Origin of the sequence: Rothia aeria (genome assembly GCF_016726365.1) — a bacterium.
Taxonomy (GTDB): domain Bacteria; phylum Actinomycetota; class Actinomycetes; order Actinomycetales; family Micrococcaceae; genus Rothia; species Rothia aeria.
The window spans coordinates 1,155,998-1,169,089 of sequence record NZ_CP068102.1; the positions used below are offsets into that span (position 1 = coordinate 1,155,998).

Sequence of the window (13,092 nt, forward strand, 5' to 3'; positions counted from 1 at the left end):
ACTATCCCCGCCCAGAGGTCGATGCGGCGCCCTCGCCCGATGCTGCGGCTTCGCGTGTGCGGCGGTAGCGTTCGCGGCGAATATACCGCACCTGGCGCATCACATCGGCAGGCAGCAAGGCACCCACAGACTGGCTAACGAAAGATTCCACAAAATCATTGGCGGGATTCGTCAGGATCTCTTCGGGAGCGCCGTACTGGGCAAGCTTGCCGCCGGGGGCGAAGACCGCAATATTATCGCCGAGGAATAGGGCCTCATCAATATCGTGGGTTACGAAAACAATGGTCTTATGCAGCTCGCCCTGCAGGCGCAAAAGTTCTTCCTGCAGTTCGGTGCGCACGATCGGATCGACCGCAGAAAATGGCTCGTCCATGAGCAAAATGGAGGCATCCGCCGCGAGCGCCCGCGCGACTCCCACGCGCTGTGCCTGCCCGCCGGAAAGCTGGGCCGGGTAGCGCTGCGCTAGGGACGCATCCAAACCCACGGTACCCAGAAGGTCAAGGGCGCGTTCTTTCGCCTGCGGTTTGGGGGTGCCGTTCAACAGGGGCACGGTCATAACGTTCTCAAGCACGGTACGATGCGGCAGCAGCCCGCCGCTTTGCATGACGTACCCGATGGATCGGCGCAGCTTGTAGGGGTCTTGGTCTGCGATATTTTGCCCGCCGATGGTGATTGTGCCTTCCTGTGGCTCTACCATGCGGTTGATCATGCGCAGGGTGGTGGTTTTACCGCATCCTGAGGAACCGACGAAAACAGTGGTTTCACCGGCGGGGATGCTCAGAGTCAGGTTATTGACCACGGTGTTAGCGCCGTAGCGTTTGGTGACCTGGGAGAATTCGATTCCCGCAGTGCATGCTGCCTGCGCGGAGTTCGACGGTATGGTGTCTTGGGGAGTGGATGCTGGCATTCGATCTCTTCCGTATGCGCCGGTTTTGCCGCCGTGTGTATAAGTGTTGTCTAACTAACACAACGTTTCCACCCTAACGAAAATTCCGGGAAATTGAAACGAATCGGCGTGTTTACCCGTCTGCCTGGCGCGGTTCTCCCCTCTTCGGGGCAAAAGAGCCTTAGGATGAGGCGTATTTTCGCCGTGTCGTTCAGATAAAGAACCTTGTGAGCTGAGGGTGAAGGGCACGGGCCCATGTACGAGGGCGGGCATCAGACTATAGGGTGCGTGGACTGGGAGCAGCCCGTGGTTAAAGAAAAAATCCGCCCCCACTGTAGAAGCCTGGAGGGCGGATTGTGGCTCCGACCGGCGTCGATCCGGTGACCTTACGATTTTCAGTCGCACGCTCTACCAACTGAGCTACAGAGCCTTGCGTATTAGATACGCAATGACCGCGTGCTTCGTGATGATAAATCATCTGAATACGCGGCCTGTGCGACCCCGACGGGACTTGAACCCGCGACCTCCGCCGTGACAGGGCGGCGCGCTAACCAACTGCGCTACGGGGCCTTGTTGGATTCGGCAGGTATCTGCTTCTTCAACTTGGCTTTGCAAACATGAGGTTTGCAAGTACCCCCAACGGGATTTGAACCCGTGCTACCGCCGTGAAAGGGCGGCGTCCTAGGCCGCTAGACGATGGGGGCCTAGTCGATGCGAACGGGTTCATTTCTCATCCCGTTGTTCGAACCTCAATTAGTCTATGACAGATTTGAGGGGTGCGCAAACCGGTTTTGAGATTCCCGCGTGCCCGGGGTCTCACAAACCCCCTTAATGGGTTGTACATCACTAGTGTTTTTCCTTGTCAAAGCATTATACAAAGGGTTTCCATGCGGTAGAAAAATTTTAATATTTTTATGAATGTATACCCAGCTAGGCCTTTTCTTCGCTGGCAATACCCCCAGCCCCATCTCAACAAGGCCCCTCCAACAACCCATGTGGGTTTATTATTCACTGCAGCGGCTTTTTACACACGCCCAGGCACCTTCAAGAGCAGGAGGACCGCCAGCGACGCCCTGCGACGTACAGATATAAACACGGGGCCGGCAGGCACTGAGATGTGAGTGTCGAAATAATTATGCATCTTATGTTTATGCTTTTTATCTTCTATATATTGAGTGCATATGGGTATTTTTGTGGGTTTATTGGGATTCTCTTCGAAGGTGCAAGAGTAGCTTTATAGCCTTCAGAAAAAGTTTTATAAAGATTTCATATACCTCATCGGATTGACTAGGGATTATATGAAAGCCCTTCAAAACCCCCTTAAATTCGCTTGAAATCAGCCTAAAAAAGCGCCTAAGATATGGGATGTGAGGTTCTCCAGGGAACCAAAAAAGAGGGGATCTTCCGCCCCTTGAGGTAATGTCACCGCACATATATATCACCGATAAGTGAACACACCGATTCTATTGAAGAATCCCCCTGTTTGCGTCCTCAAAAGGCGCGCCAAGGGCCGCGCGTCTCCCAGCCGGGACGCTACCGATGAGGCTACCGAAGTAACTAAAAACTTCAGGAGCATATCGGGACTTTTAGGAATGGTAAGTTCACCATAAAACCTAGGCGTAGTTGCCAGGTGCACGCTTAGAATGCTGCTCTCCTTGCGAGCATCATTTCCCAGTGGGCAATATAAAACCAACTGCAACGGAACCCCGCATTTTATGATAAATGCGGGGTTTTTTGTATCCATAAGTCGATATTTTATGCATGTGCAGCGTATATTTAACATAAAATTCCCCCACATCCTCAGCATTTGAGGGGCGGGGGAATTGTTATGGTTTACCGTTAACTATTCACCACGTGAAATGCGAATCATTTCATCACGGTCAACGACTTTCACACGCTCACGCGATTCACCCTTTGCATCCTGTGATGCCGCACCGAGCGCCTTTTCGTGATCGTCCAGACGGTGCCAGCCTTCCCAGGTGGTGTAGCGAATACCCTTAGAGTCCAGGTAATCGCTGAAGGTCTCAGCATCCGGTTCGGCAGCGGTGTACAGGTTCTCGCGGTCCTCCAACAGGTGCGTGATGGTTTCAAGCGCATCGCCCTTGGTGGAGCCAATCAGACCCACCGGTCCGCGCTTAATCCACCCGGTAGCGTACAGGCCGGGCACGTGCTCGCCGTTTTCATCGACCACACGGCCCTCAACGTTAGTAATCACGCCCTTATCAGCGTCGTAGCCGACCTCGGGCAGTTCAGATCCGAAATAACCAATCGCGCGGTACACAGCCTGCACGGGGTAGTCCACGAACTCGCCGGTGCCCTCGATACCGCCCTTACCGTCAAGCTTATTGCGTTCCATGCGGATGCCCACAACCTTGCCGTCCTCACCCAGAATCTCGTGCGGGGACTGCAGGAAGTGCAGGTGCAGGCGGCGCGATGCGGTCTGCTCGCCCTCCTCCTGGTCGGTAAGCCAGGTGGTGAGGGTCTTCATCATGGTCTTCACCTGGTTATTCGTCTGAATAGCCTCATCCGAAGCCTCGTCGAACTCGAAGTCCTCTTCGTAGAGCACAATATCGACATCGCGGGAGTGTGAAAGCTCGCGCAGCTCCAAGGGGGTGAACTTGATCTGCGCGGGGCCGCGGCGGCCAAAGACGTGCACATCGGTCACGGGCGAAGATTTCAGCCCTTCGTACACATTCTCGGGAATTTCGGTGACGAGCAGATCATCGGCGTGCTTAGAGAGCACACGCGCAATATCCAACGCCACGTTACCGTTACCAAGCACCGCGATTTCCTTCGCGTTCAGCGGCCAGGTGCGCGGGTAATCGGGGTGACCGTCATACCACGAGACGAAATCGGCGGCACCATAGGAACCATCCAGGTCGATGCCCTTAATGGGCAGGGGCGCGTCATGAATAGCGCCGGTCGCGAAGATAATGGCGTCGTAGTGCTCGCGCAGGTCGGCAAGGTTCAAATCCTTACCGTATTCGACATTGCCGAAGAATCGAATATCACCGCGGTCAAGCACCTTGTGCAGGGCGGTAATAATGCCCTTAATACGCGGGTGATCGGGCGCCACACCGTAACGAATCAGCCCGAAGGGAGCGGGGTAACGATCAAAAATGTCGATAGAAACCTCAACGGCTCCAGAGCGTACTTCCTCAGATTTGGTGATGAGGTCAGCGGCGTAAATGCCAGCGGGGCCTGCGCCAATAACAGCGACGCGCAGGGGGCGGGTAGCTTCAGACACGTATTTTTCCTTTCAAAGTTCGCCCCGGTACACGGTTCAGGCTGGTGCGGCGGCGAGCTCTCTTTTTAGTCCTCGTTCATTCTACCGGGCACAGCGGTTAGGATGGGCTAAAAAGAGGGAAAGCGAGCAATAGCTCATATATTTTTATTCCTTATATATGGCAATACGGCTGTGCCCCGCATGAGACGCTCATGCGGGGCACAGCCGTATACCGGTTACGATACACTCAGTGATTTAGCGGGCAGTCACCGGGTACTCTGCATCGGGTTCACCGGTGATGCGGTTACGCAGGTCGCGGCGGACCAGCTCAATCGACCACAACCAGAGGATGTGCCCAAAGAACTCAGAGAAGTGCTCCCCAAAAGGCTGGTTCCACGGGGCGGGCACAACTCCCATTGCGGGCATAATGATGACGTGGAAAAGAATATCAAGCACAATGCCGAAAGCCACACCCTGCCAGAGCTTAATCTTGGGCCAATATTCAGCCACCACACAGTAGAGCACCGCAAAGAAAATAGCGAATGTGAAGTGCACTAGGGAAAATATCTGGGGTATCCGCCCTCATTTTTCCACGGAGGTGCCGCAGTATATAAAACGTCTGCCTACACCCTTCGGAACTCAACCACCAGCTCGTCACGTTCGCCAAAGCGCACCAGGTGGCGATCCAGCACACCCGCAATATTAGTGGCCTTCTCCTCATCCTCAGCACGCACCTCCATAATGAGGGCGTTATTAGCTTCATCAATCAGCAGATCGCCATAGCCACGAAAAATACCATCACGGTTAAACGTCAGCCGCAGACCGCCCGGCAGTTCGGCGGTATCAATCTTACGGCCCATATGCGAACCTAGCTGTTTCACATAACGGGCTGGGCGTTCAGTAGCAACCACGGCACGCTGGCGTACAGGCAAAGACTCAGCGGGAGGATACTCGCTCACAATTCACCTCTCAAATTCTCGGTAGTAGCCCTACCAATACGGAAGTTAAGGTATTCCTCATCTTACCAGCCAGCCCAGGCCCCGCCTCACCCTCACTACCCCACTGCGGTAAAGCCCAAAACCTCCACCGCGCGCCCACTCACAGGCTGTACTACCGCCCCTCATCAAGCAACTAGCGCACACGCGCTGCTACCCCCTAGAATAATGAGGTAACAAGAGCGTCACGCCCCGCACGGCTGACGCTTTTCTTATGCGCGCCCCCGACCGGTGGGCACGCACCCTACGAGAGTATCTACGGATTCAACGAAATGTCTTCTGAGAACACCGCGGCTCCCCAGGCACCCCAAACCAACACAACGCAGGGCGCCCTGGACCGTTACTTCAAAATTACAGAACGAGGCTCAACTATCTCCGCCGAGATTCGCGGCGGCTTAGCGACCTTCTTCGCCATGAGCTATATCGTGGTGCTAAACCCCCTCATTATCGGCCTCGTGAAAGACGCCAACGGCCACGCGCTCGGCGTGCCGCAGGTGGCCGCTGTCACCGCGCTTATCGCCGGAATCATGACGATCGCCATGGGTATCTACGCGAAACAGCCTTTCGCAATGGCGGCAGGGCTGGGCGTGAACGCACTACTGGCAACCACTATCCTCAGCACCCCCAATCTCACTTGGCCGCAAATTATGGGGCTGGTCGTGTGGGCGGGTGTGCTCATGACTGCCCTCGTGCTGACCGGCTTCCGCACCGCCGTCTTTGAGGCGGTCCCCGAGAGCCTCAAAACCGCAATTGTGGTGGGTATCGGCTTCTTCATTGCCTTTATCGGGCTGGTCAACGCAGGTATTATCCGCCGCACCGTAGACGCCGCGCACACCACCGTCCCCGTCACCTTCGGCGTGGGCGGGCACCTGCTTGGCTGGCCCACCGTGGTGTTCCTTGTCGGGCTGTTCCTCACCATTGCCCTATTTATTCGGAAAGTACGCGGGGCCATCCTATACGGTGTGCTTGCCTCCACCGTGCTGTCAATAATCCTAGAGGCCGTTTTCCACATTGGCAGCAGCAAAGACAACCCGACCGGCTGGTCACTGAACGTACCCGCATGGGGCGGCGGCAGCGCCCTACCCGATGTTTCGCTGCTGTTCTCAGCAGATATGTTTGGGGCGTTCGGCACCATCGGCGGTATGGCCGCCACGATGCTGATCTTCACCATCCTCATCTCGGCGTTCTTCGACGCGATGGGCACCACCGTGGGCCTAGCCACCGAAGCTGGCACCATTGATAAAGACGGCAAAATTGAGAACATCGACCGTGTGCTGCTGGTGGATGCGCTCGGCTCAGTTGCGGGCGGTGGCACCTCCAGCTCGGCCAACCAGATTTTTGTGGAATCGGCAACCGGTATTGGTGCTGGCGCCCGCACGGGCCTGGCGAACGTGGTCACCGGCGCGCTCTTTGTGGGCGCGGTCTTCCTCTCTCCACTGGTGACCATCGTCCCCTTCGAGGCGGTCGCCCCCGCCATGGTTTTCGTGGGGTTCCTCATGATCCGCCAGGCCGTGCATATCGACTGGCAGGATTGGGGCCTGGGTATCCCGGCGTTTATGACCATTATTTTCATGCCGTTCGCCTACTCCATTGCCGACGGTATTGGTGCAGGGTTCATCTCCTACGTCTTCATCCGCCTGGTGCAGGGTCGCGGGCGCGAGGTGCACTGGCTCATGTACGTGGTATCGGCTGTTTTCCTGGTGTTCTTCAGCACCGGACTCATTAACGGTTTCACCCACGGGTAAAGGCAGCTTCCCAGCATTCCATCTGCCGGAAAGTCCGTTACGGGGGCTTAGGCGCCCCGGCGGCTTTTCGGCAGGTGGATGCGGGAGAAAAACAAAACACCTAGAATAGGGTGGTAACACCAGCGCTGAATCCCGCCGGGGTTCGGCGCTTTTCTTATTGTGGCGCAAACCCGCGCCCACGTCCCACGAGAGTATCTACGGATTCAACGAAATGTCTTCTGAGAACACCGCGGCTCCCCAGGCACACAAGCCCAACGCATCGGGCGGCGCACTGGACCGTTACTTCAAAATCACTGAACGAGGCTCATCTATTTCAGCCGAGATTCGTGGCGGTCTCGCCGCGTTCTTCGCTATGAGTTATATCGTCGTCCTCAACCCCCTGGTGATCGGCACCGGCGCAGACTCGGCGGGAAATACCCTTGGCGTGCCGCAGGTCGCCGCGGTCACCGCACTCGTCGCCGGCGTAATGACCATCCTGATGGGTGTTATAGCCAAGCAACCTTTCGCGATGGCGGCGGGGCTGGGTGTGAACGCACTGCTGGCCTCCACGATCGCAACCACTCCCGGGCTGACGTGGGCAGATATTATGGGCCTGGTGATTATCGCTGGTCTTATTATGACCGTGCTGGTGCTCACCGGCTTCCGCACCGCCGTATTCGAGGCGGTCCCCGAGAGCCTCAAAACCGCGATCGTGGCGGGAATCGGCTTCTTTATCGCCTTTATCGGGCTGGTTGATTCCGGGATTATCCGCCGCATGCCGGATGCCGCAGGAACCACCGTTCCCGTCTCGCTCGGGGTGGGCGGTCACCTACTTGGCTGGCCTACTCTCGTGTTTATTTTCGGCCTTTTCCTCACCATCGCCCTGTTTATTCGCAATGTGCGCGGCGCTATCCTCATTGGCGTGGTGGCATCTACCGTACTGGCGATCATCCTAGAAGCTGTTTTCCATATTGGCAGCAGCAAAGGGAACCCGACCGGCTGGTCGCTCAACGTTCCCGCGCTCAATAATTTTTCCTTCTCAGCCCCCGATTTCTCGCTTATCGGGTCTGCACGATTCGGCGCGTTCGGCGCTATCGGCGTGCTGGGTGCATCCTTGCTGGTGTTCGCTATTCTGCTCTCGGTTTTCTTTGATGCCATGGGTGTTTCGGTGGGCTTAGCAACCGAAGCGGGCACCATCGATAAGGACGGCAAGGTCGAGAACATTAACGAGGTGCTGCTCGTGGATGCGGTCGGTTCCGTGGTCGGCGGCGGCGCATCCGGCTCTGCGAACCAGATTTTTGTGGAGTCGGCAACTGGTATTGGTGAGGGTGCCCGCACGGGTCTGGCGAATATCGTCACCGGCGTGCTGTTCCTGGTGGCGATTATCGCCTCGCCGCTGGTGACGATTGTTCCCTTTGAGGCCGTCGCCCCCGCTCTGGTGGTTGTTGGGTTCCTGATGGTGCGCCAGGCCGTGCATATCGACTGGCAAGATTGGGGTCTGGGTATCCCGGCGTTCATGACCATCATTTTCATGCCGTTGTCGTACTCGATCGCTAACGGTATTGGTGCAGGGTTCGTCTCCTACGCCTTCATCCGTCTGGTTCAGGGCCGCGGGCGCGAGGTGCACTGGCTCATGTACGTGGTGTCGGCGGTGTTCGTCATCTACTTCGGCATGGGTATTATTAACGGTTTCACGCACTAGCGTTTACTGAAATCCCGGGTATATATCGGGTGTAAAAAGGCTCTTTTTGAAGAGAAGCGGCGGAAAACTACGCTTTATTCGAAAAGAGCCTTTTATACACCTATGGGGGGGTAGATATGCGCTCGAAAACGTCAGAAATTTCACGGCTGCGGATGTGACGCGGGCGCCCCCTCAATCCCTGCCGCAGGAAGACTCCCGCGGCGTGAAGCCACCAGGTACCATACTGCCACCACGAGAAATGATAGCCCTTGCGCTATGGAGATCCGCACGAACATCAGCGTATCCTCCCCGGAAACCGACGTTACATGCACAAGATTCACGATCACATTATTTGCACAGTGGTTTGCCATCGCCATATAGAGGCTGCCCGTCAGGCGCGTCATCAGCGCAAATTTAAATCCGACCACGGCTGATGTCAGCATCAGGATCAGAGCATTCATGACCGCTCCGCCCAAGCTTGAGGTTCCGTCCGTATAGTTCCGTACGGGAGCGATCACATGCCACAGACCAAAGAGCACCGAAGAAATGGCTGCAGCACCCATAAACGAGTAACGGAATCCCAGAAGTTTCTGAAAAAGCCCGCGAAAAACTCCTTCTTCCATGACCACGTTGATCACGTTCCCCGCCAGACAGATCACAAAGAATATGAGCGCTGTCTGATGCCCCGTATTGCTGCTGACCGCGTAAGTGCTCACATAAACGTCAAGGGAGCGAAATTCGGTGGGCGGTAAAAGCGCTATCTCAGCGACATAGGCAATCGCAAAAACTACTGCGCCGAAACCCAGCCCAGCAAGGATAGGGCGCATTATGTGCTCACGGGTAAATCCAATGCTGCGGGCTCCAAGAGAGCAGGCCTGCATCACCAACCCTAAAATTCCTATACCGATCAGCTTATGAACGAAGGCTTCACCCCAAAAACTCTGATCGGTACGAAGCACAAAATACTCATATATACGAAAAATAAAGCATACACAATACACGGCCAGCACACAGTATAAAACATTAATTTTTTCAAGACGCATACGAAATACTCCACAAAATATAGTGGTTTTAGGGCGCAAAAAATTACCGCAAAAATAATATTTTGTTTTCAGAGATAGTGGTTTTAAGTAAATTTTCGTCGAACAATGAGCATATTTATTTCCTGAACCTCCCGGCGCATATGCAAAATATTCAGGGCGGTTGAGGCGCCATACATCACGATTCCCAGAATGCACAGGATCCAGAGCGGGGTGCTGGAAAACCAGCCGAACGCCAGCCCGCTGCCGCAGATCATGACGAGGATAAGGGCTATATCGACAAGCGCCTCCAGCAGGGGATATTTCAGTGCCATGCGCGAAACCAGCAGCATACCCACATGAATCATCATATTGGTCGCGAGAACTTGGAAGACTCCCACAAGGTAAAGATACGTTCCACCTGATAACAGACCGATGACGGCCAGTAAAATGAGGGAGATACCCGTGGTCGCACAAATATTAACAGCAAGTTTTCTCATGCACCGTATCCTTTCAACGCTTGTTTGACGTTTTTGAGGTATGTGCGATTTATATAGACTTTATCGCCGGTTGTTAATATGGCTTCCATGCGGCTATTAAAAAGCGGTTTAACACTCTCAAGAACGTTAATGTTGAGAATGCATGACTTACTCACCCGCACAAATCCACAATCTTGAAGTTTCTCCGCAAGGTCGTAGAGCCTATGGTCGGTCCTATACGTATTTCCTGCTACGTGCACAAACGTTGTTTTCTTAACGCTTTCACAATAGAAAATATCTGAAGCGTTCACCATGATGTCGGTGCTTCCGTTTTCGCATTTAATCCGCTGCTCCACCGATTCCACAAAATCGACGATGCGGCTGACCCGCACATCCTTCTGGGCATAAACGATACTCACCTCGGGTTCCTGATAGGCAGGATCCTCGCATAATCTCAGCTTCACCACATCACCTCATGCACAGCCTAACATGCGGCGAACCTATGCAGGATGGGTATCGACTAAGCTGCATGAAGACACGACCAAGCTACAGAAATACCCCCCCCCATAGAGGTTGTTCACCACAGTTTAGAGAGCATGTGCCGTCATGTTTTACCCGTCATGCCATGGCAGCTGTATCGTTAAGTTTCACTGACATGCCCCGCAGATTCCTGCACATACCGATTTCTTCGCCGGAAGGCAGGCTTACCCCAGCCACCGGGAGTTATCGGCGGCCTTATGCATCCTGGCCGCAGTAGCCTCCCGGTACCTGGAGCCGCTGCTCCAGAATGAGGTCCTGCACCTAAACCGCGGGGCAGATTCAACCCCCACCCACGCCATATGGTCATACAGGCTTTCTTCGTATTCCCGCTGCTCGTCCTGGGGTTCCTGGGCCTGCGGCTTCCCTTGAGCCTGCGGTGCCTCATGGGCACGGATCTCTTGTGCGATGCTTTCAGGGTCCTCCAGGTAGTACAGATCCCGGTAGCGGCCAGGGACCCGGATCAGCTCATCATGGCTTCCGCTCTGGATAATGCGCCCGCCCTCCAAAACAATAATCCGCTGGGCGTTGCGAATAGTGGAGAGACGGTGCGCCACCACAACCTTCGTGCACTTATACCGTGCAATCAGCTCCGTCACCTGACGCTCAGTGGTGGTATCTAACGCGCTCGTTGCCTCATCCAGCACCAGGATGCGCGGGCGCCGCAGCAGCGCCGTCACAATGGCGATGCGCTGACGCTGCCCGCCTGAGAAGTTCTCACCATCACTGGACATGATCGTGTCAAACCCCATGGGCAGACCCTTCACAAAATCCAGAATACCCATGCTCAGCACATCCGCTTCGATCTCCTCGCGGGTTCGGCCATCATCAAGCCCCGCCGTGAGATTCTCGTACAGGGTGCCGCCCCTTGTCTGCAGCTGCTGCGGAACATACCCAATGTGGGAGCGAAGCGCATCCAAGGAATAATCCTGCACATTGATCCCGCCCATCCGAATAGTGCCGGACACCGGGCTGTACAGCGAACATAGCAGCATAGCCAGCGTGCTCTTGCCCGACCCGGATGAGCCCACAAGGGCTATGTCATGCCCCTCTGGCACCGTAATAGACACCTCAGAAAGCACGGGCTGCGTTCCGCCGGGGTAAGTAAAGTTCACGTTCTCAAGCTCAATATCGCTGCTGGCAAGCTTAGTGATGGTGCCGCCATCCTGCTCAGGGTCGTAACGCTGAATATCAACGATACGCGCCACCGCCCGGTCCACGGCAATAATGTTCATAATGCCGAACATCGTTGACGAAATAGAGGAGAACAGCATGGCAGAAATACCCTCGGTGGCGATAGCCTGCCCGAGCGTGAGCACGCCCTGATTCACCAGAGGAAGCGAAGCCAGCAGCAGAATCAGCGGCCCGCCCAGCTGCACCACGGAAGCTGCGGAACCAAGCACACCCTGCTGCAGCACCATGCGGCGGCGCATTGAGGCAAGCGACTGTTTGTACGCCTCACGCCACGTCTCATATGTGGAGCTTGCCGAACCAGTCATTTTCATGGATGCCACGGTGTTAATGGCATCAAGTTCGACCACCTGGGCTTCTGAGGCGTGCGCATATTCGGCGTCGAGCGCCTGGGAGGTGGGGCGTGCCGTCACGAACCAGATCAGCATCAGCACGGCGAGTACCACGAAGGTGATAATGAGGATTTCGCGTGACTGCTGGGCGATGAAGACGAGAATCACGATCATCGTACCGATATTAATCACGAGCTCAGTCAGGTTCGTGGACAGAAAGTTCCGCAGCGTATTGACGCTGGAAAGACGGTACAGAATATCGCCCGGGGAGCGGAGCGCAAAGTAGGTCAGCGGCAGCTTCAGCAGCCTTTTGAACATCCCGCCCAGCAGCTGGTACCCGATGGACGAGACGATACTAGCCAAAGCCGCGGCACGGGCGATGGACACCAGGTAGTAGCCCGCCACGCCAACAACCACGCCGATAGTTGCGACGAGGATGGCGTCTTCATGGCCTCTGAGTTGGGCGTCCACCACGCTTTGGATCACCACCGGCACGGCGAACGTAACGCTGTAGGTAATCACCAGCAGCACCACGAAAACCGCGTACTGGGCGAACATCTTTTTCGTGAAGAACGTGTTCAGCTGCCAGTCTTGGAAGACTTTTCGGGATTTCTTTTTAAAGTCTTTCCGGGGGGTGGGAACCAGCACGCTACCGGAGAAAGAGCCTTCAGCTTCCTGAAGGGGGATAACTTTCATCCCCGTTGCGGGGTCCATAATATGTACGCGGTCTTTACGGATGCGTACCAGCACCACATAGTGGGAGTTGTTCCAGTGCAGGATAGCTGGCTTGCCGATATCGCGCAACTGTTCCAGCGAGTTAGCTTTGTACGCCCCGACGTCCATACCTTCTGCCATGAGAAGGTTGCGCACTTGGAGCATGCTCAGGCCTTCACGCCCGGGTTCGGCAATGAGGCGCAGATCAGATATCGTCTGATACCGCCCGTAATGCTGCAATACGGACGCGCCGACACCTAGCCCGCACTCAGTAGCAGCCGCTTGGAGAACCGCTGGAAACCCCATAT

10 protein-coding genes and 3 tRNA genes are annotated in these 13,092 nt (G+C 55.5%); 2 read left to right on the top strand and 11 right to left on the bottom strand.

Annotated elements, in window-relative coordinates; genetic code table 11:
* Position 1: 1 nt before the first annotated feature.
* The 7 genes from I6I94_RS04770 to I6I94_RS04800 form a co-directional block, all read right to left on the bottom strand.
* Positions 2 to 907 (bottom strand): ABC transporter ATP-binding protein, encoded by a 906-nt coding sequence (locus I6I94_RS04770; protein ID WP_128087417.1) that lies wholly within the window; start codon positions 905 to 907, stop codon positions 2 to 4.
* Positions 908 to 1,243: 336 nt separating this feature from the next.
* A tRNA-Phe gene (locus I6I94_RS04775) sits at positions 1,244 to 1,316 on the bottom strand.
* A gap of 66 nt (positions 1,317 to 1,382) precedes the next feature.
* A tRNA-Asp gene (locus tag I6I94_RS04780) sits at positions 1,383 to 1,456 on the bottom strand.
* A gap of 61 nt (positions 1,457 to 1,517) precedes the next feature.
* Positions 1,518 to 1,590: transfer RNA gene (locus tag I6I94_RS04785), tRNA-Glu, on the bottom strand.
* A 1,139-nt stretch (positions 1,591 to 2,729) separates the two neighbouring features.
* Positions 2,730 to 4,133 (bottom strand): FAD-dependent oxidoreductase, encoded by a 1,404-nt coding sequence (locus tag I6I94_RS04790; protein ID WP_128087416.1) that lies wholly within the window; start codon positions 4,131 to 4,133, stop codon positions 2,730 to 2,732.
* Positions 4,134 to 4,367: 234 nt separating this feature from the next.
* Positions 4,368 to 4,667 carry a DUF1440 domain-containing protein gene (locus I6I94_RS04795; protein WP_236588949.1) on the bottom strand — a complete coding sequence of 100 codons (300 nt, stop codon included), beginning with the start codon at positions 4,665 to 4,667 and terminating at the stop codon, positions 4,368 to 4,370.
* Positions 4,668 to 4,735: 68 nt separating this feature from the next.
* Complete coding sequence (locus tag I6I94_RS04800; RefSeq protein ID WP_006888504.1) at positions 4,736 to 5,071, bottom strand: DUF2218 domain-containing protein; 336 nt, start codon at positions 5,069 to 5,071, stop codon at positions 4,736 to 4,738.
* Between the two features lie 308 nt (positions 5,072 to 5,379).
* Here I6I94_RS04800 and I6I94_RS04805 point away from each other — a divergent pair, with 308 nt between their 5' ends.
* Both I6I94_RS04805 and I6I94_RS04810 read left to right on the top strand, forming a co-directional pair.
* Entirely contained in the window at positions 5,380 to 6,852 is a 1,473-nt protein-coding gene (locus tag I6I94_RS04805) for an NCS2 family permease (protein ID WP_201620947.1), read from the top strand.
* A 211-nt stretch (positions 6,853 to 7,063) separates the two neighbouring features.
* A complete protein-coding gene (locus I6I94_RS04810) occupies positions 7,064 to 8,533 on the top strand; it encodes an NCS2 family permease (RefSeq protein ID WP_126499528.1) in 1,470 nt (489 codons plus the stop codon).
* A 140-nt stretch (positions 8,534 to 8,673) separates the two neighbouring features.
* Here the strand turns inward: I6I94_RS04810 and I6I94_RS04815 are convergent, their stop codons facing one another.
* The 4 genes from I6I94_RS04815 to I6I94_RS04830 form a co-directional block, all read right to left on the bottom strand.
* Positions 8,674 to 9,555: a CPBP family intramembrane glutamic endopeptidase gene (locus I6I94_RS04815; protein ID WP_128087415.1), complete on the bottom strand. Its 882-nt coding sequence runs from the start codon at positions 9,553 to 9,555 to the stop codon at positions 8,674 to 8,676.
* An 83-nt stretch (positions 9,556 to 9,638) separates the two neighbouring features.
* A complete protein-coding gene (locus tag I6I94_RS04820; RefSeq protein ID WP_037288454.1) occupies positions 9,639 to 10,031 on the bottom strand; it encodes a hypothetical protein in 393 nt (130 codons plus the stop codon).
* Complete coding sequence (locus I6I94_RS04825) at positions 10,028 to 10,429, bottom strand: LytTR family DNA-binding domain-containing protein (protein WP_236588950.1); 402 nt, start codon at positions 10,427 to 10,429, stop codon at positions 10,028 to 10,030. The genes I6I94_RS04820 and I6I94_RS04825 overlap by 4 nt, the downstream gene beginning before the upstream one ends.
* A gap of 285 nt (positions 10,430 to 10,714) precedes the next feature.
* On the bottom strand, positions 10,715 to 13,090 hold the full coding sequence (locus tag I6I94_RS04830; RefSeq protein WP_128087413.1) for a peptidase domain-containing ABC transporter: 2,376 nt from the start codon (positions 13,088 to 13,090) through the stop codon (positions 10,715 to 10,717).
* Positions 13,091 to 13,092 lie beyond the last annotated feature (2 nt).